This window comes from Collinsella aerofaciens, assembly GCF_039758965.1.
Taxonomy (GTDB): domain Bacteria; phylum Actinomycetota; class Coriobacteriia; order Coriobacteriales; family Coriobacteriaceae; genus Collinsella; species Collinsella aerofaciens_BR.
In genome coordinates, this window is the sequence record NZ_JBDMSL010000008.1 from 59714 (window position 1) to 76503 (window position 16790).

The window sequence follows — 16790 nt, forward strand, 5'->3', positions numbered from 1 at the left end:
ATGCATGACGTCCTGCGCGAGGAATCTGCCCAGGCGACGGTCGAATACGCCATCGTCACGGTGGCGCTGTTATCGATCGTGCTGGCGATTGCGGGGCTTTGGCGTGCTGGCACCGATGGGCACTTGGCGGCGCTGGTTGAGCGGGCGGCATCCCATGGCGTTGCCTCGACGTCGGTTATCGACGCCGCTGCGGGCGCTAAGGACATCGCGTTGTATTGATATCGCGCGCGAGGACCGGGCGCAGTCTACGGTCGAGGCTGCTTTTTTGCTGCCGACGTTTCTGATGCTCATTCTTCTCGCACTGCAACCGGTGTGTTTGCTCTATACGCGCGCGGTCATGGAGTCTGCCGCTGCCGAGACCGCGCGGCTCATGACCACGACGACGGCGGAGGACGACGATCTTAAGGAGTTCACCCGCCGCCGGCTTGCCGCAGTGCCCAACGTTTCGATCTTTCATGCCGGCGGGCCGTTGTCGTGGGATATCGAGCTTGGCCGGGCCGGTGCGGGTGGCGTCTCGTCCGTGTCCGTTTCCGGCGAGGTCAAGCCGTTGCCTGTGATCGGTGCGTTTGCGCAGGCTATGGGTGGTACCGCCGAGGGCGGCTACGTTGAGCTCAAGGTCGATGTCTCGTATCAATCGCGTCCCGAATGGCTGGAGGGAGATTATGATTCGTGGATTGCTGCATGGGATTAAGCGTTTCTGGTCTAGATGCGTTTTGACGCGCCGTCCGAGCTGCCATCGCAAGCGAGGCGGCTTTATGGGCCGCGCCGGTATCGACCTGTTTATCGAAGACGGTGCCTACACCACGCTTTCTTCTGCCGTGGTCATCCTAGTGGTGCTCACGTTGTTGTTTTCGTCGACCGCGGCGATATGGAGCATGTCGCGTGCCGGGGATACCCAGGTGGCGGCCGATAGCGGCGCGCTGGCGGGTGCCAACGTGGTGTCGTCCTATCACACGGCTGCCACGGTGGTTGATGCGAGCATCTTGAGTCTGGGGCTAGCGGGGTTTGCCACAATCGGGACGGGCCTGGTTGCCATTCTCATCCCAGGTGCCGAACCAGTTGCCGGCAATATGGTCGACACCGGGATTGAGATCATTAAAACGCGCAACAAGTTTGCCAAAAGCGCATCGGAAGGCTTGCAGAAAATCGAGACGGCTCTGCCGTATCTGATTGCCGCGCGTGCCACGCAGGCGGTGTCGGCGCAGGATACCGATAGTGTGGCCTATACCGGTACGGCGCTTGCCGTGCCCAGGACATCCGAGTCGGACTTCGCTGCGCTCAAAGGGTCAGAGATCTCGACCGATACCATTAAAGACACATCAGATGATTTAGAGCGTGCGGCCGAGGAGCTGCGGAAGGCTTCTGAGGACACGGCGAAGGCTAAAGAGCGCGCTTGGCTGGCGGATTGTGGCGGGTCTGACAAGGGCTCGGTCAGCAGCTGTTCTTGCATGTGGGAGCGTGTGAAAAGTCTAACGGATCTCTCTGGTGCTCAAAATCCGCATTACGCTTCGAGCGTTACGTGGGAACCGCAAGTGGCGCTCGATCGCGCGAAGGCCTACTATCGCCAGCGCCTGGCAAATGAGAAACCGCTTGGCGAGGGTCCGGAAAAACAGGCAGATTCTGCTGCACGAAAGGTGTTCTTCGCTTATGCGGGCGAAGAAGTCGAGCGGGCATATATAACTGAAAAGGACGGCAAAGTTTCCGCCCGCATCCCTTTCCTTCCGCGAAATCCAGATGAGGCGCGGACGACTGAACTCTATACCGATGCGCGTTGGCCCACGAGTGAAGTAGATAAAGTTACCTATTTGCATTATGGGACTGACTGTCCAAATTACAAAAAAGGAAAGCCGGGTGGGCTGGCATCCGTCGCAGATTTTGACGGTCACGAAACGTGTAGCGAATGCCATTTCGGTGTGTCGTCTTTAGGGTACGTTGCGATTGCAACGACTTCTGTCGAAAGGGGCTTCGAGTACCACTTCGATAAGTTCAAAGAGGCTCTGGAAGACTACGTCGAATGCCGCAACAAAGAACTCGAACTTGAGCGTCAGACCGAGGATGAGGCCGACCGTGCGGGCAATGCGTTTGACCAGGCCATTAAAGCGCTTTCCGGCGAGCGCCCGCGTATCGCCCCACCTGGCCGCAACGGCGTGGTCGCCTTTGCAGTTTCGGGCGACATTACCAGCCCCGATCAACTTAACTCCTCGTTTAACGCGGCAGTCAGGCTTGGCGATCGCGGTGCTATCTCTGCCGCGGTGCTGGCGCCCGATGAGGCGACGGCGCAAAACAACGTGCTTTCGCGATTTTTCTCGACATTGAAGGAACGCTCGGGCGGCGTTGCCGGCGTGCTCGACGGCGTCATGGATGTTTGGGGACGGCTACTCGTGGGATACGGTGATATCCAAGGCTCAGCCGACGAACTTATGGACGAGATGATTAAAGGCCTAGGAGGGGGCAGCGGCGCGTTGGGCTCCATCGCATCGTGGCTCGGCGATACCGTTTCGGCGTCCGTGGCGGCGCTGGGTTTGGAACCGTGCGACTTGCGCCTGCGAAAGCCGGTGCTGACCGATTCCGCCAATATCATTAAGAGTCCGGGGTCTGACATTGCGGGTCTCTCTCAAGCGCAAGACAAACTGCGAAGTATTCCGTTGGGCGTGACCGATCCCAAGGCGCTTTGCGAGGCGTTGGAATATCAAGTCGAACGCACCATTAGCGGTACGGTGTTCACACTTGCGGAGATTCCTCTGCCCGGCGGCGGCTCCATCCCGCTCACCGTCGATGTCGCCACGCTGGTTGGCGCTCTGGGCGGTGGGTCGTAATGAGTATCCGCATGCGTCTGCGCGAGGAGCGCGCCCAAGCGACGGTGGAGATGGCAGTGGTTACGCCCGTTTTGCTGGTGCTGGCACTCATCGTGTACAACGTCATGATCTTTGCCAGCGCTGTCGCGCGCTTCGACCGCGTGGTGCCCGACATCGTGCTAGCGCATGCCGTGGCGTCGGAGGGGGAGGGCGACGAAAGCTCTGCCGATGCCTCGGCGACGGTTCAGACTCAAATTCTGAATGCCATGGAAGGCTATGACTTACAGATCGAAGTGTCGAGCGAGCAAGGCGCGAAGGCATCGGATGGTGGCCTGCTCTCCCTATCCGGTACGTTTAGGACCTACACCTGCACAATGCACTATGAGCCGTGGCCGACTTCTCTCAGCATCGCTGGCGTTCCGCTGGGGGCGCCGACAACGTTGTCGCACGAGCGTGCGGTGACGGTCGATCCATGGCGTCCGGGGGTGGTCATGTGACCGCGGTCTCGTCCTACATCGCCTACGCGCGGGCACTCAATAGGCTGGGTTGGACGCCGGCCGAGTTTGTGGCGGCGGAGTCGTTTGTCGTGCGCCTGCGCGGCATGCTGGGACGGCGTCCGGTTGCCGCCAACGGCCTGCCGCTCGTCATGGCGTTTCCACGCTGCTCTTCGGTCCATACGTGTTTTATGGCCTATCCCATCGACATCGCCTTTATCGATGCACGCGGCTACGTTCTCGTATGCTACGAAAACGTACGTCCATGGCGTATGTGCTCCTGCCCCGGCGCCTGGGCCGTACTAGAGCGTCCTTCAATCATTGTTTCGACCCCTGCTCTCCAACGCGTGCCGGCTTAAGAATTGGCGACGGTGGACTTTCGTCATACGAAATTGGGTAAGATGGAGGAGAAGATGCATGGATGTTGAGATCCATCCCAACGCTAAAAAGCACCTGACGGAAAAGCAGGTGCTTAGCGCTTGGTTTGCGGTTACTGAGTGCATTCGTCGCGAGTCGAAGGACGAGCCGCCGAGATGGCTTGCGATTGGATGGCTCCCAGACGGACGAAGCGTGGAGCTTGTCGCGGTCGAGCTTGTCCGTGGGCGGCTTATCATTCATGCCTTGTCTCCAGTCCAGAAGAAATTTTGGCAGGAGATTGAACGAGCTCGGCAAAGGGGTCGATGATGGGCAAGACGTATACGGCCGCTAATGGTCAGGTTGTAACGGATGAAATGATTGACGCGTGGTGCGAGTCGTACGAGCGCGGAGAGTTTCCGGATGGCGAACACACCGTTGGTGGGATCGTGCATGGACGGCCCCCGCTCTCAGGTGAGGGGACGGCAACGCTGTCGGTCAAGATTCCTCTGGGAATGAAGGAGGCCATTCGTCGACGGGCGGCTGCCGAGGGGATGACGCCAAGTGAGTTTGCCCGTGCGGCTCTGAGCGAAAAACTTCTTGCTGCCGGCTGATGCCTCTGACGTGCCGATTTATAGAACCGAGGCTGTGCTCAAAAACTTTTTTAAAATTCTCGGTTGACCGGAACGCGTCCTTGGTTATACTAATCAGGCCTTGAAACAAGGCACACCTCAAATGGCTGGGTAGCTCAGTTGGTAGAGCAGAGGACTGAAAATCCTCGTGTCAGGGGTTCGATTCCCTTCCCCGCCACCTTGAATTGACTAGGACCTCTGCAAAGGGGTCCTTTTCTTTTATCGAGGGCTCTGCGGAAATTGCGTCTCGGAATTTGGCTTCAGAGTGGGATGCGTTTTCCGCTTTGAGGCCGCTTGGGAAAGCGCGACCCGGAATCCGGCGTCAGAATGGGATGTGCTTTCCTTTTGCGGTCTTTGGCGGAAACTGCGTCCCAGATCCCGCGCTCAGAACGGGATACATTTTCCGATTGAGGCCTCGAACGGAAAATGCATCCCAGTCTTTTGCGAAAAACGGGATGCGCTTTCCGGCGCTTACTTCCGATGTGCGCGCACATCTCGGCGCACCAGCTCGTGCCCACCTGTCCCAGACATTCCTCCCACTTTTGCGCCACTTTGTAGACCGTTCGGTCGCCTGTCTGCATGCGCGGGTATACTCAAATCGATAGATATGTCATGCAAGAGCGATGCGGGCTTAGCCCGTATGATTCAAAAGGGGGCAGTGATGGAGAGGATACTCGGCGTTAATCTCTCTGGCTGGTTTATTCCCGAGCCTTGGGTGACCCCGTCGCTATACGCGGCGACCGGTGCATCCAACGCGGCCGAGCTGCAGGAGGCCATGGGCACCGCCGCCTATAACGAGCGCATGCGCCGTCATTACGAGACGTTTGTGAGCGAGGATGATTTCCGTCGCATGGCGCAGATCGGCCTCAACGCCGTGCGCCTGCCGGTGCCTTGGTATGCCTTTGGCTCACAGGAGTCCGATGCCTCCTACATCTCGGTTGTCGATTACATCGACCGCGCGATTGAGTGGGCTGCCAAGTACGACATCCGCGTGCTGCTCGATCTGGCAACTGTGCCCGGTGGCCAGGGCGATTCCAACGATTCGCCCGCCACGCCAGAGGCTGTTGCCGAGTGGCATTCGTCCACCAACGGTCGTCATGTCGCACTCGACGTGCTCGAGCGCTTGGCCGATCGCTACGGCGAGGCCGAGAGCCTGCTGGGTATTGAGCTGCTGGATACGCCGCAGATGAGTGTCCGCAAGAGCCTCTTCACCATGACGGATGGCATTCCGGCGCACTACCTGCGCAACTTCTATCGCGACGCCTATGAGCTCGTCCGTTCGTATATGCCCGAGGATAAGATCGTCGTCTTCTCGTCGTCGGGGCATCCCAGCGAGTGGAAGCATTTTATGCGCGGCGCCAAGTACAAGAACGTCTACATGGACCTTCACCTGTACCATTACCGCGACGAGCATGCGCTCGACATCACGAGCCCCCGCGGGCTGACGACGGCGATTTCGCGTAACAAGCGCGAGCTTAAAGAAGCGATTTCGACTGGGTTCCCCGTGCTGGTGGGCGAATGGTCGGGCGCGGCGATCTTTGCCAACTCGTCGGTTACGCCCGAGGGCCGCAATGCCTACGAGCGCGTGTTTATCGCCAATCAGCTGGCTTCGTTTGCGCCGGCTGCCGGTTGGTTCTTCCAAACGTGGAAGACCGAGAAGCGCATTGCAGCATGGGACGCCCGCGCGGCGCTCGGTACGCTCGAGCGCGGCATGATTGAATAGGTTGATATGACGCAAAACAGCGCCCATACGGGCAAACTCTATGTGGTCGGCACGCCCATCGGCAACCTGGGCGACCTGTCCCCGCGCGTTGGCGAGACCTTTGCCGCTGCCGATGTCATCTGCTGCGAAGACACGCGCGTGACGTCAAAGCTGCTGATGCACCTGGGCATTTCCAAGCCGCTTGTCCGTTGCGACGAGAATGTGATCGCCAGCCGCGCCGCCGGCCTGGTCGACCGTCTGCTGACGGGGGAGACCCTCGCCTTTGCCTCGGACGCCGGCATGCCGAGCGTGTCCGATCCCGGCCAGGCGCTGGTCGAGGCGGCGCGTGAGGCCGATGTGCCCGTCGAAGTTATTCCCGGGCCCTCTGCTTGCGTCACGGCGCTCGTTTCGTCCGGCATTTCCTGCGAGCATTTTTTCTTCGAGGGCTTTTTGGGTCGAAAGCACGGCGACCGTGTGCGCCGTTTGCAGCGCCTTGCCGTGGTGCCCGGCGCGCTCATCTTCTACGAGTCTCCACATCGCATCGTGGCGACGCTCGAGGCCGTGGTGGAGGTCTTTCCCCAGCGTGAGGTTGCCGTCTGCCGCGAGCTCACCAAGCTGCACGAGGAAGTCTTGCGCGGGCCCGCCGCCCAGCTCGCCGAGGAGCTGCGTGCTCGCGGCGAGGTAAAGGGCGAGATTGCGCTGGTCATCGCGCCGCCGAGCGAGGACGAGGAGGCCGGTATCGTGCCGGTTGGCGCAGCGGCAGCGGATCCCGACGAGGCCCTGCGCGAGGATATCCGCGCCGCGCTCGAGGAGGGAGAGCCCGCGTCTGCGGTGGCCAAGCGCCTGTCTCAGAAGTATTCGCGCCGCAAGCGCGATGTCTATGCCATGGTGCTCGATATGCAATAGATGGAGGATATCCAGCCCTTGCGCTAGAATCATCCTCTGTATGCAACGTTTTTCTGGAGGACAAACCCCATGGATCAAAGCAAGCCTTCGTTCTTTATCACGACGCCCATCTACTACGTCAACGCCGATCCGCACCTGGGCACGGCTTATTCCACCATCATCGCCGACGTTCAGGCCCGTTATCGTCGCTCCGCCGGCTATAACGTCAAGTTCCTGACCGGCATGGACGAGCACGGCGAGAAGGTCGCCGAGGCCGCAGCCAAGCATGGCATGACGCCGCAGGAGTGGACCGACAGCCAGGCCCCGCACTTCAAGGAGCTTTGGAGCAAGCTCGAGATTTCCAACGACGACTTCATCCGCACCACCGAGCCGCGCCAGCATCATGCCGTGCAGTACCTGTGGGAGCGCATGAAGGAGTCCGGTTACCTGTATAAGGGCAGCTACGACGGCTGGTATTGCGTGCCTGATGAGACCTACTTCACCGATACGCAGGTCCAGAAGGGCGACGAGGAGTACGGCAGCGTCGGCCAGCACCTGTGCCCCGACTGCCACCGTCCGCTTGAGCGCGTGCAGGAGGAGTCCTACTTCTTTAAGCTTTCCGCCTTCCAGGACAAGCTGCTCAAGCTCTATGACGAGCACCCCGACTTTGTCGAGCCTGCGTTCCGCATGAACGAGGTTCGCAGCTTTGTCGAGGGCGGCCTTAACGACCTATCCGTGAGCCGCACGAGCTTCGACTGGGGCATTCAGGTCCCGTTTGACGAGGGCCACGTGACGTATGTGTGGTTCGATGCACTGCTCAACTATATGACGGCCGTCGGCTACGGTGTCGACACCGACGAGGCCCGTGCCGAGCTGGCCTATCGCTGGCCCGCACAGTTCCACATCGTGGGTAAGGACATCATCCGCTTCCACTGCGTCATTTGGCCCGCCATGCTCATGGCCATTGGTGAGGCCCTGCCCGAGCACGTCTTTGCCCACGGCTTCCTGACCGTGCGCAATGCCGAGACCGGCAAGGCCGAGAAGATGTCCAAGAGCCGCGGCAACGCCATCGCTCCGCAGGACGTTATCGACATGCTGGGCGTCGAGGGCTATCGCTATTACTTCATGACCGACGTCGTCCCCGGCACCGACGGTGCCATCAGCTTCGATCGCATGGAGCAGGTCTACAACGCCGACCTGGCCAACAGCTGGGGCAACCTTATCTCGCGTTCGCTCAACATGAGCGGCAAGTACTTTGACGGTTGCGCGCCCGCCAAGCCCGCGTCGTTCGATGCGTTCGAAAACCCGCTGGCAAAGATCGCCGATGGCCTGGTCGAGCGCTACATGGCCAAGATGGACGTGCTCGATTACGGTGGAGCTAAGGACGAGGTCATGGAGCTCATCCATGCCGCCAACCACTACATCGAGGACTCCGAGCCCTGGGCGCTTGCCAAGGACGAGACCAAGGCTGACGAGCTGGCATTTGTGATCTACAACCTGCTCGAGGCTATCCGCATTGCCGCTCACCTGCTGATGCCGCTCATGCCCCAGACTTCTGCCGAGGCCCTGCGCCGCCTGTCGTGCGAGGACGAGGCCGCGAGCGACGACCTCAAGGGCATTTGCGCTTGGGGCTTGCTTGCCGGTGGTCAGCCCGTTGAGAAGGGCGAGCCGCTGTTCCCGCGTCTGGGCTAAGCCGCCGCGCGCCATATCGGCAATTTGCTGTTTAGATGTAAGGGCATGGCCGCAACGGTCCATGCCCTTTTGTTTCAAGACGCCGCCACCATGCTAAGGAGGCAACTATGACAACTTCGCCTTTGGCAAACCCCACGGCAACAAGGGAGCTGCTGGAGGAGTTTGGCCTTGCGACCAAGCATCGCCTGGGCCAGAACTTCCTGATCGACAACCATGTAATTGAGCGCATTTGCGAGCTTTCCGAGCTTGCGGGCGATGAGCGCGTGCTCGAGGTCGGTCCGGGCGTTGGTACGCTCACGCTTGCGCTGCTGCAGGAGGCGGCGTGCGTCACGTCGATCGAGGCCGACCCCGAGCTCGAGCCGGTGCTCGATGCCCATGCCGCTGACTACGCCAACTTCCGCTTTATCATGGGCGACGCGCTCAGGGTGACGCCGGAGCAGATTGAGCAGGTTGCGGGCGGTGAGCCGACGGTATTTGTCGCGAACCTGCCCTATAACGTGGCGGCGACGATCATCCTGCAGTTCTTCCAGACGATGCCCGCGCTCAAGCGCGCCGTCGTCATGGTTCAAAAGGAGGTTGCCGATCGCATTGCCGCAGTGCCGGGCAATAAGACCTATGGCGGCTATACGGCAAAGCTCGGCCTGTATGCGCAGGTGACGGGTCGCTTTGAGGTGCCGCCGCGTTGCTTTATGCCGGCACCGCACGTGGACTCGGCCGTCGTGCGTATCGACCGTGTTGACGGCGTGGTGCCCGAAGGACTCGACCGCGAGTTTGTGGCCCGCGTGATTGACGCCGCATTTGCTCAGCGTCGCAAGACCATCCGCAATTCCATGAGCGCCAACGGCTTTGCCAAGGACGTGCTCGATGCCGCCTTTGAGGCTTGCGGTATCTCACCCACCACGCGCGCCGAGACGCTTGATGTTGCTGACTTTGTCCGCCTGGCCCAGGAGCTAATCCATGACGCTTAATGCCGAACGCGTGACGTTTACCAAGAAAAAGAAGACTGTTGCCTGCCCCGTGCCCTTGGCACCGCTTGCCGACACGCATGCGCATCTGCTTTCGTTTTGGGGCAAAGAAGTGCCCGAAACGCTCGTGCGCGCCAAAGCCGCGGGCGTCGATCTGTTGGTGACGATGCTCGACCCCATCGCCGACAAGCGCAGCGTGACGGACTATAGCGACTGGCTCGTGCGCGAAATTCTGCCGATGCGGGATATTCCGCAGATCAAGTATCTCGTTGGCGTTCACCCCTATGGCGCGCCGGATTATACCGACGACATTCACGCACAGGTTGTTGCTGCGCTTGATGACCCTTTGTGCGTTGGCATCGGCGAGATCGGTCTGGACTATCACATGGATTACGACGACGACATCGCGCCGGCGCCCCACAGTGTGCAGATTGATTGCATGGCACGTCAGCTCGAAGTTGCCGTGCGCCGCAATGTGCCGGTGGAGCTGCACCTGCGGCACGAGGACTCGGATGGGGAGCGCACTTCGCACGTTGATGCGTACAACGTGCTGCGCGAGGTAGGCGTGCCTCAGGCCGGTTGCGTGCTGCACTGCTTTGGCGAGGATCGAGCTACGATGGAGCGCTTTGTGGGTTTGGGCTGCTATATCGCCTATGGCGGCGCGGCCACCTTTAAGCGCAACGACGACGTGCGCGAGGCATTTGCGGCGACCCCGCTCGATCGCATTTTGTTCGAGACGGATTGCCCGTATATGGCACCGGAGCCCATTCGTGGTCTTGAGTGCGAGCCGGCAATGATTTCTATCACGGCAAACACGCTGGTCAACGACCGTGTCGATCGTACCGGCGAGGATGCTGAGGCAATCGCGCGAGCAGCTTGGGAAAATGCCTGCAAACTTTTTCAAAAATAGTTCTTGCGTTCGCGGTAGCGCTCCGTTATTCTAATTCCTGCACGCGGGCGTGGCGGAATTGGCAGACGCGTACGGTTCAGGTCCGTATGGGGGCAACCCCATGAAGGTTCAAGTCCTTTCGCCCGCACCATTGATTGAAAGAGCTCCCAGCAATGGGAGCTTTTTTGTTATGGGCCCATCACGGGGACTTGAACCTGTGAAGGAGCGAGCGCAAAGAAAACGCGGAGCGTTTTTAGCGAGCTGGCGAGTCCGCTGGCAGGCGAATTGACAGATGTGACATAGGGTCCTCGTATAGCGAAGCTTCCTGTGGGGCAAAAATGTCAAATATGAGTACTGTCACTAAATGAATCACATTTTCAAAGGTGATCATTGCACTATTTACGCAACAAATGTTTGCTAACTTAACACTGCCTTGAGCTGAACTGAGTCAATTTGAAAGGAATCTTGGTCCAACAGTGCGTTTTGGTCTTTAAAACGCTGTTACTAAACTGGTAGCAGTACTCATATTTGGACTTTTTTGTCCACGGCTCCTCTCGTCGGGATCGTGTGAGGGTCTGAGATGGGTATCCTAGTGCCAACGTGTGCCTATCAGAGGAGAGACCATGCTGTTGTCCGGTATTATCGCTGCTCTTACGAGCTTCCTACTTCCCATCATCATTTTGTTGCTGCTGCTCCCCAACGCCTGCTATGTCGTTGAACAGCAGCATGCCGTGATCATCGAGCGTCTGGGCAAGTTTAACCGCATCGTCAACGCGGGCTTCCACATGAAGGTGCCCGTGATCGACCGCAAGGCCGCCACGGTGAGTCTGCGCACCATGAAAAACGGTTTTGGCATCGACGTTAAGACCCAGGACAACGTGACCATCGGCCTTGAGGTCTCTGCTCAGTACCACGTGAGCTATGACATGGGCGCCGGCCCGGCAGATTCGGGCATCTACAAGAGCTACTACATGCTGCAGGAGCCCGTCGACCAGATGCGTGATTTCATCACCGACGCCCTGCGCTCTTCCATCCCTGTCTATACGCTCGATGAGGTCTTTGCCAAGAAGGATGACATCGCCAAGGACGTTAATGCCACCGTGTCCGAGCAGATGGCTGCCTACGGCTTTACCCTCGTGTCGACACTCATCACCAAGATCGCGCTGCCGACCGAGGTCGAGAACTCCATGAACGACATCAATGCTGCCCAGCGAAAGCGCGCTGCTGCGCAGGAGCTCGCCGAGGCCGACCGCATCAAGCGCGTCACCGAGGCGACCGCCGAGGCCGAGGCGATGGAAAAGGCGGGCGAAGGCATCGCCAACCAGCGCAAGGCCATCGCGCTGGGCATCAAGGATTCGCTCGAGATCATCCAGGAGACGGGTGTCGGTAACGACGAGGCCAACCAGCTGTTCATGTTTACGCAGTGGTCCGAGATGATGACAGAGTTCGCTCGCACGGGTAAAACATCGACGGTCGTACTGCCGAGCGATTTCTCGCAGTCGGCCTCGATGTTCGAGCAGATGCTGACCGCCAGCAAAGTTCAAAACGATTCGAAGGAGTAGACGCGCGTGAAATACACCGTCGTTTGCGTCGGTAAGCTCAAGGAGCGCTTTTGGAAGGACGCGTGCGCTGAGTACACCAAGCGCCTAGGTGCCTATGCCAAGGTGGATATCCGCGAGGTGGCCGATATCGACCCGGCTAAGGCGGGCGGCGTGGATGCCGCACGCGACAAGGAGGGTGCGGCGATTCTCGCAGCCCTGCCGCCTCGAGCGCATGTGATCCTGCTTGCCATTGAGGGCAAAGAGCGCTCGAGCGAGGAGCTTTCGGCGCGGCTCGACGATCTTATGCTGCGTGGTAACAGCGACATCGCCTTTGTGATTGGTGGATCGGACGGCGTGAGCGATGACGTGCGCACACGAGCCGACGAGATGCTCAGCTTTGGACGTATTACCTTGCCGCACAACTTGGCGCGCGTGGTGCTGCTGGAGCAAATCTACCGCGCCTGCAAGATCAGCCGTGGCGAGCCGTATCACAAATAGGTCGGCAATACGAAACAATGCCGTGGGACAATAGCCTTCGTTTTGAAGAGCGTGTCTGAGAGGACTATGAGATATGAAGATCGGATTTGTCGGTTTTGGCAATATGGCGAGCGCTATGGCCGATGGCTGGATCGCCGCCGGTGTGGCTGCGAGCGATATGTGCGCCTGCGCGGGCCACTACGACGCCTTGGTCGAGCGTTGTGAGGCACGTGGGATGGTTGCCTGTCGTGATGCGGCGGAGGTTGTCGCCGCATCCGATATCGTGGTTGCTGCGGTCAAGCCATACATGATTGAGAAGGTCTTCGCTCCGCTCAAAGAAACCCTTGCCGACAAGGTTGTCCTTTCGGTCGCCTGGACCTGGGATAGCGCCAAGTGGGAGCAGGTCCTGCCGGGTGTCGCACACATCTCGACGGTGCCCAACACACCGGTTTCGGTGGGCGAGGGCGTTATCGCCTGCGAGAAGGCTTCCACGCTTAGCGATGAGCAGCGTGCCACGGTGCTCGGTCTGCTCGGAAAGCTTGGCACCGTCGTCGAGCTCGATTCGAGTCTGCTGTTTGTGGGCGGTACCGTGGGCGGTTGCGCACCGGCATTTGTCGCCATGGCGATTGAGGCCTTGGGCGACGCGGCCGTCAAGCACGGTATCCCGCGCGCCGATGCCTATCGCATTGTGAGCCAGATGGTGCTGGGCACGGCAAAGCTACAGCTTGCGACTGGCCAGCATCCTGCGGCGATGAAGGATGCCGTATGCTCACCCGGTGGCGCCACCATCAAGGGCGTCGTCGCGCTCGAGGACGCCGGCATGCGCAGCGCTCTGGTCAAGGCCATCGACGCCACCCTCCAGTAAAACCCGCCATTTAGGGACAGGTTTATTTTGGCAGGTTTTTTCCTGCGGTTTTGTTGCATGTACGAAAAGCGCCCCGCAACTGGCTCAATTCCAGTTGCGGGGCGCTTGCGTTTGCCCAGATAAAACCGACCAAAATAAGCCTGTCTCTTTTTGGCAGGCTAGTCCCAGAAGCCGTCTTCTTCGTCCTCGGACTTGGGGCCACGGTCGACATACATCTTATGGGTGCGCTTCTCCATTACAAAGGCAAGAATCGCAAACAGTAGGATGCCGCCGGCGAAAAGGATGGCAAAACCGGTGCGGGTGCCAAACAAAAAGGAAAAAACTGCGTCCATTGGGTGCCTTCTTGCGTAGTTGGGTTGGGTCGTAAACGCTCATAAGTATATACTTGCCCATACATGTACAAGGTTGCAACCTAAATGGAATGTATATCGCCGGAGGATCTAATGCTTGATATCAAGTTTGTTCGCGAGAACCCCGATGCCATCGATACCGCCATGGCTAACCGCCAGACGTCTTGGGATCGCGAGAAGTTCTTTGAGCTCGACGACGAGCGCCGTGCCGTCATCACCGAGGTCGAGGAGCTCCAGGCTACGCGCAATGCCGAGTCCAAGAAGATCGGCGCCCTGATGAAGGAGGGCAAGAAGGACGAGGCCGAGGCCGCCAAGGAGGCCGTGCGCGCCGTCAACGAGAAGATTGACGGTCTGGCCGAGCGTCGTACTGCCCTCGAGCAGGAGCAGTACGACTTCATGGCTCACCTGCCCAACATTCCTTGCGAGGCCACGCCGTACGGCAAGGACGAGGACGAGAACATCGAGCGTCGCCGCTGGGGCACCCCGCGCGAGTTCGACTTCGACTTTAAGCCGCACTGGGATCTGGGCACCGATCTGGACATCCTCGACTTCGAGCGCGGCAACAAGCTCTCCGGCAGCCGTTTCACCGTTCTCGGTGGCGCCGGTGCCCGCCTGGAGCGTGCCCTCATCAACTTCTTCCTCGATACGCACACCAGCCGTGGCTTCAAGGAGTGGTGGCCGCCTATCGTCGTCAAGCGTCAGACCATGTTTGGCACGGGCCAGCTGCCCAAGTTCGAGGACGACGCCTATCACGTCTCGGGCGACAACTTCCTGATCCCCACCGCCGAGGTCGTGCTTACCAACCTGCACGCCGGCGAGGTCCTCGATGCCGACACCCTGCCGCGCCGCTACACCGCCTTCACCCCCTGCTTCCGCGAGGAGGCCGGTTCCGCCGGTCGCGACACCCGCGGCATCATCCGTCAGCACGAGTTCGACAAGGTCGAGATGGTCAAGTTCGCTAAGCCGGAGGAGTCTGACGAGGAGCTCGAGAGCATGACCGCCGAGGCCGAGTACCTGCTGCAGCAGCTGGGCCTTCCGTATCGCGTGATTAGCCTGTGCACCGGCGACTTGGGCTTCTCTGCCCGTCAGACCTACGACGTCGAGGTTTGGCTGCCGAGCTACAACGCCTACAAGGAGATCAGCTCCTGCTCCAACTGCGGTGACTTCCAGGCTCGCCGCGCCAACATCAAGTATCGCGACCCCGAGAACTTCAAGGGTTCGCGCTACCTGCACACCCTCAATGGTTCCGGCCTGCCGGCCGGCCGCACCATGGCCGCCATTCTGGAGAACTACCAGAACGCCGACGGCACCATCACGATTCCCGAGGTTCTGCGTCCTTACATGGGCGGCCTCGAGAAGATCGAGCCGGTCGCGTAACTTGCCTGCATAGGGGATATGCAAGGGCGCTCCTTCGGGGGCGCCCTATTTCGTGCGTAGGTCCATACCATGCCGTGCGGACAGCTCAATAGAAAACACACGAACAACTGTTCTGTATACAGCCATCTACCTGCTATGCTTTTGCTAAATAAGAGCGAGAGAAAGGGGACGCGATGGAGCTGTTTGATAATCGGGTGGTTTTGTTTGAGAGCGACGAGGGCGGGGAGTACCTGCTTGTAACGTGTGAGCCGTCTGGCATGGGTGGCCTGGTGCTTCGGCAGACGAGTGAGGGTCCGTTGACCCAATGGTGCTTTGAGGAGTCGCCGCATGTGGTCGAGACCTTTGTGACGCACGAGGGACTTGTGGCGCTGGAGCACTTCTATGGAGTTGGGACTTCCAACCAGGTCGCGCGCATGCTGAGCATCTCGTTTGCCGATTATGATTGTGCCCAGCGGGTGAGATCGCTCCTGAGGGAACTTGATGCTAAGTTCGACGTGATCGAAAAGCCAATCGATCGTACGGGGAACGGCGGTATATGCGGAGCAGCGTGACAAAACTGCGTTCCACAAAAAAGTTTGAGATTGTGCTTGACTCCAATAAGCTAAAGTGGTTTTATATGTCTTGCGCTGCGGCGTTACCTCAGCTGGATAGAGGGTCTGACTACGAATCAGAACGTCATAGGTTCGAATCCTATACGCCGCACCAATTGAAATCGAAAGCCTCCGGCAACGGGGGCTTTTCTTTTACGTCGGCACTGCATGGATTCGAACCTCGGTCGAGGCGCGGGCGTAAAGAAAACGCGGAGCGTTTTAGCCCGCGGGCGAGCACGCCGGCAGGCGGGCGAAGCCGGTGCGGATCCGCGCAGCGGATGCGCGGAATCCTATACGCCGCACCAATCGAAATCGAAAGCCTCCGGCAACGGGGGCTTTTCTTTTATGGCAACACCGCATGGATTCGAACCTCGGTCGAGGCGCGAGCATCTTAATCATTACTTCGTAAAATTTTTCCAAATTGTCGCTTGACCCATCGAGGGGTCACGTGCATAATAATCCGTGCGTTGCGGCGTTACCTCAGCTGGATAGAGGGTCTGACTACGAATCAGAACGTCATAGGTTCGAATCCTATACGCCGCACCAACTGAGTTTTAAGCCTCCGGCAACGGGGGCTTTTCCTTTACGGGGGCATTGCGGAGATTCGAACCTCGTTCGAGGCGCGAGCGTCAAGAAAACGCGGAGCGTTTTTAGCGAGCGGGCGAGTCCGCCGGCAGGCGGGCGAAGCCGGTGCGGATCCGCGCAGCGGATGCGCGGAATCCTATACGCCGCACCAACTGAGTTTTAAGCCTCCGGAAACGGGGGCTTTTTTATATCGCGATGCGTCGAAGATCGCATCAAGTGATTAAAATGAGTAAAAATCAAATTCAATAACTTTTTTTGAAAAACGCTTGACGATTATTCAGTCCATGTGCATAATAATCAACAAGTCGCGGCGTTACCTCAGCTGGATAGAGGGTCTGACTACGAATCAGAACGTCATAGGTTCGAATCCTATACGCCGCACCATTTGAGATTAAAGCTCCCGGCAACGGGGGCTTTTCTTTTACGTAAACACTGCATGGATTCGAACCTCGGTCGAGGCGCGGGCGTGAAGAAAACGCGGAGCGTTTTAGCCCGCGGGCGAGCGCGCCGGCAGGCGGGCGAAGCCGGTGCGGATCCGCGCAGCGGATGCGCGGAATCCTATACGCCGCACCAATTGAAATTGAAAGCCTCCGGCGA

The 16790-nt window shown here is 59.2% G+C and carries 17 protein-coding genes and 5 tRNA genes; 21 read left to right on the plus strand and 1 reads right to left on the minus strand.

Features of this window, described 5'->3' with window-relative positions; all coding sequences use genetic code 11:
* The 16 genes from ABHU32_RS03740 (at position 1) to proC (ending at position 13291) form a co-directional block, all read left to right on the plus strand.
* Positions 1 to 219, plus strand: a complete 219-nt coding sequence (locus ABHU32_RS03740) for a hypothetical protein (RefSeq protein ID WP_055285909.1) — start codon at positions 1 to 3, stop codon at positions 217 to 219.
* The gene (locus ABHU32_RS03745) at positions 155 to 691 is read left to right on the plus strand and encodes a TadE/TadG family type IV pilus assembly protein (protein ID WP_082421851.1); all 537 of its coding nucleotides are present in this window, start codon (positions 155 to 157) and stop codon (positions 689 to 691) included. The genes ABHU32_RS03740 and ABHU32_RS03745 overlap by 65 nt, the downstream gene beginning before the upstream one ends.
* Before the next feature lie 64 nt (positions 692 to 755).
* On the plus strand, positions 756 to 2816 hold the full coding sequence (locus ABHU32_RS03750; protein ID WP_055285911.1) for a hypothetical protein: 2061 nt from the start codon (positions 756 to 758) through the stop codon (positions 2814 to 2816).
* On the plus strand, positions 2816 to 3292 hold the full coding sequence (locus ABHU32_RS03755) for a TadE/TadG family type IV pilus assembly protein (protein ID WP_195919506.1): 477 nt from the start codon (positions 2816 to 2818) through the stop codon (positions 3290 to 3292). Before ABHU32_RS03750 ends, ABHU32_RS03755 begins: the two co-directional genes overlap by 1 nt.
* Positions 3289 to 3648 carry a DUF192 domain-containing protein gene (locus ABHU32_RS03760; protein ID WP_346979013.1) on the plus strand — a complete coding sequence of 120 codons (360 nt, stop codon included), beginning with the start codon at positions 3289 to 3291 and terminating at the stop codon, positions 3646 to 3648. The genes ABHU32_RS03755 and ABHU32_RS03760 overlap by 4 nt, the downstream gene beginning before the upstream one ends.
* Before the next feature lie 321 nt (positions 3649 to 3969).
* Entirely contained in the window at positions 3970 to 4257 is a 288-nt protein-coding gene (locus ABHU32_RS03765; protein WP_199575474.1) for an ATP-binding protein, read from the plus strand.
* Positions 4258 to 4380: 123 nt separating this feature from the next.
* Positions 4381 to 4453: transfer RNA gene (locus tag ABHU32_RS03770), tRNA-Phe, on the plus strand.
* A gap of 483 nt (positions 4454 to 4936) precedes the next feature.
* Positions 4937 to 5998 carry a glycoside hydrolase family 5 protein gene (locus ABHU32_RS03775; RefSeq protein ID WP_118256686.1) on the plus strand — a complete coding sequence of 354 codons (1062 nt, stop codon included), beginning with the start codon at positions 4937 to 4939 and terminating at the stop codon, positions 5996 to 5998.
* A 6-nt stretch (positions 5999 to 6004) separates the two neighbouring features.
* Positions 6005 to 6883 carry a 16S rRNA (cytidine(1402)-2'-O)-methyltransferase gene (gene rsmI / locus ABHU32_RS03780; RefSeq protein WP_346979014.1) on the plus strand — a complete coding sequence of 293 codons (879 nt, stop codon included), beginning with the start codon at positions 6005 to 6007 and terminating at the stop codon, positions 6881 to 6883.
* Between the two features lie 69 nt (positions 6884 to 6952).
* Positions 6953 to 8554 carry a methionine--tRNA ligase gene (gene metG / locus ABHU32_RS03785; protein WP_117848154.1) on the plus strand — a complete coding sequence of 534 codons (1602 nt, stop codon included), beginning with the start codon at positions 6953 to 6955 and terminating at the stop codon, positions 8552 to 8554.
* A 107-nt stretch (positions 8555 to 8661) separates the two neighbouring features.
* On the plus strand, positions 8662 to 9522 hold the full coding sequence (rsmA, locus tag ABHU32_RS03790; protein WP_117848153.1) for a 16S rRNA (adenine(1518)-N(6)/adenine(1519)-N(6))-dimethyltransferase RsmA: 861 nt from the start codon (positions 8662 to 8664) through the stop codon (positions 9520 to 9522).
* A complete protein-coding gene (locus tag ABHU32_RS03795) occupies positions 9512 to 10429 on the plus strand; it encodes a TatD family hydrolase (RefSeq protein WP_195445755.1) in 918 nt (305 codons plus the stop codon). Before rsmA ends, ABHU32_RS03795 begins: the two co-directional genes overlap by 11 nt.
* Before the next feature lie 43 nt (positions 10430 to 10472).
* Positions 10473 to 10559, plus strand: a tRNA-Leu gene (locus ABHU32_RS03800).
* Between the two features lie 472 nt (positions 10560 to 11031).
* Positions 11032 to 11970, plus strand: a complete 939-nt coding sequence (locus ABHU32_RS03805) for an SPFH domain-containing protein (RefSeq protein WP_195443981.1) — start codon at positions 11032 to 11034, stop codon at positions 11968 to 11970.
* A 6-nt stretch (positions 11971 to 11976) separates the two neighbouring features.
* Positions 11977 to 12447 (plus strand): 23S rRNA (pseudouridine(1915)-N(3))-methyltransferase RlmH, encoded by a 471-nt coding sequence (gene rlmH / locus ABHU32_RS03810; protein WP_117839810.1) that lies wholly within the window; start codon positions 11977 to 11979, stop codon positions 12445 to 12447.
* Positions 12448 to 12520: 73 nt separating this feature from the next.
* Positions 12521 to 13291, plus strand: coding sequence for a pyrroline-5-carboxylate reductase (proC, locus tag ABHU32_RS03815; protein ID WP_118080820.1), 771 nt, complete (start codon positions 12521 to 12523; stop codon positions 13289 to 13291).
* 158 nt (positions 13292 to 13449) lie between these two features.
* Here proC and ABHU32_RS03820 read toward each other — a convergent pair whose 3' ends face one another.
* Positions 13450 to 13623 carry a DUF6724 family protein gene (locus tag ABHU32_RS03820; protein ID WP_171025133.1) on the minus strand — a complete coding sequence of 58 codons (174 nt, stop codon included), beginning with the start codon at positions 13621 to 13623 and terminating at the stop codon, positions 13450 to 13452.
* 111 nt (positions 13624 to 13734) lie between these two features.
* Here ABHU32_RS03820 and serS point away from each other — a divergent pair, with 111 nt between their 5' ends.
* The 5 genes from serS (at position 13735) to ABHU32_RS03845 (ending at position 16577) form a co-directional block, all read left to right on the plus strand.
* Positions 13735 to 15018, plus strand: a complete 1284-nt coding sequence (gene serS / locus ABHU32_RS03825; protein WP_152074052.1) for a serine--tRNA ligase — start codon at positions 13735 to 13737, stop codon at positions 15016 to 15018.
* 173 nt (positions 15019 to 15191) lie between these two features.
* Positions 15192 to 15569, plus strand: coding sequence for a hypothetical protein (locus tag ABHU32_RS03830; RefSeq protein ID WP_346979016.1), 378 nt, complete (start codon positions 15192 to 15194; stop codon positions 15567 to 15569).
* A gap of 77 nt (positions 15570 to 15646) precedes the next feature.
* Positions 15647 to 15723: transfer RNA gene (locus ABHU32_RS03835), tRNA-Arg, on the plus strand.
* A gap of 354 nt (positions 15724 to 16077) precedes the next feature.
* Positions 16078 to 16154, plus strand: a tRNA-Arg gene (locus ABHU32_RS03840).
* A 346-nt stretch (positions 16155 to 16500) separates the two neighbouring features.
* A tRNA-Arg gene (locus ABHU32_RS03845) sits at positions 16501 to 16577 on the plus strand.
* Positions 16578 to 16790 lie beyond the last annotated feature (213 nt).

What these genes read in the sequence shown, in the direction of transcription:
- ABHU32_RS03740 (WP_055285909.1), top strand. Translation starts at nt 1, where the DNA reads ATGCATGACGTCCTGCGCGAGGAATCTGCCCAGGCGACGGTCGAATAC.
- ABHU32_RS03745 (WP_082421851.1), top strand. Translation starts at nt 155, where the DNA reads ATGGCGTTGCCTCGACGTCGGTTATCGACGCCGCTGCGGGCGCTAAGG.
- ABHU32_RS03750 (WP_055285911.1), top strand. Translation starts at nt 756, where the DNA reads ATGGGCCGCGCCGGTATCGACCTGTTTATCGAAGACGGTGCCTACACC.
- ABHU32_RS03755 (WP_195919506.1), top strand. Translation starts at nt 2,816, where the DNA reads ATGAGTATCCGCATGCGTCTGCGCGAGGAGCGCGCCCAAGCGACGGTG.
- ABHU32_RS03765 (WP_199575474.1), top strand. Translation starts at nt 3,970, where the DNA reads ATGATGGGCAAGACGTATACGGCCGCTAATGGTCAGGTTGTAACGGAT.
- ABHU32_RS03775 (WP_118256686.1), top strand. Translation starts at nt 4,937, where the DNA reads ATGGAGAGGATACTCGGCGTTAATCTCTCTGGCTGGTTTATTCCCGAG.
- rsmI (WP_346979014.1), top strand. Translation starts at nt 6,005, where the DNA reads ATGACGCAAAACAGCGCCCATACGGGCAAACTCTATGTGGTCGGCACG.
- metG (WP_117848154.1), top strand. Translation starts at nt 6,953, where the DNA reads ATGGATCAAAGCAAGCCTTCGTTCTTTATCACGACGCCCATCTACTAC.
- rsmA (WP_117848153.1), top strand. Translation starts at nt 8,662, where the DNA reads ATGACAACTTCGCCTTTGGCAAACCCCACGGCAACAAGGGAGCTGCTG.
- ABHU32_RS03795 (WP_195445755.1), top strand. Translation starts at nt 9,512, where the DNA reads ATGACGCTTAATGCCGAACGCGTGACGTTTACCAAGAAAAAGAAGACT.
- ABHU32_RS03805 (WP_195443981.1), top strand. Translation starts at nt 11,032, where the DNA reads ATGCTGTTGTCCGGTATTATCGCTGCTCTTACGAGCTTCCTACTTCCC.
- proC (WP_118080820.1), top strand. Translation starts at nt 12,521, where the DNA reads ATGAAGATCGGATTTGTCGGTTTTGGCAATATGGCGAGCGCTATGGCC.
- ABHU32_RS03820 (WP_171025133.1), bottom strand. Translation starts at nt 13,623, where the DNA reads ATGGACGCAGTTTTTTCCTTTTTGTTTGGCACCCGCACCGGTTTTGCC.
- serS (WP_152074052.1), top strand. Translation starts at nt 13,735, where the DNA reads ATGCTTGATATCAAGTTTGTTCGCGAGAACCCCGATGCCATCGATACC.
- ABHU32_RS03830 (WP_346979016.1), top strand. Translation starts at nt 15,192, where the DNA reads ATGGAGCTGTTTGATAATCGGGTGGTTTTGTTTGAGAGCGACGAGGGC.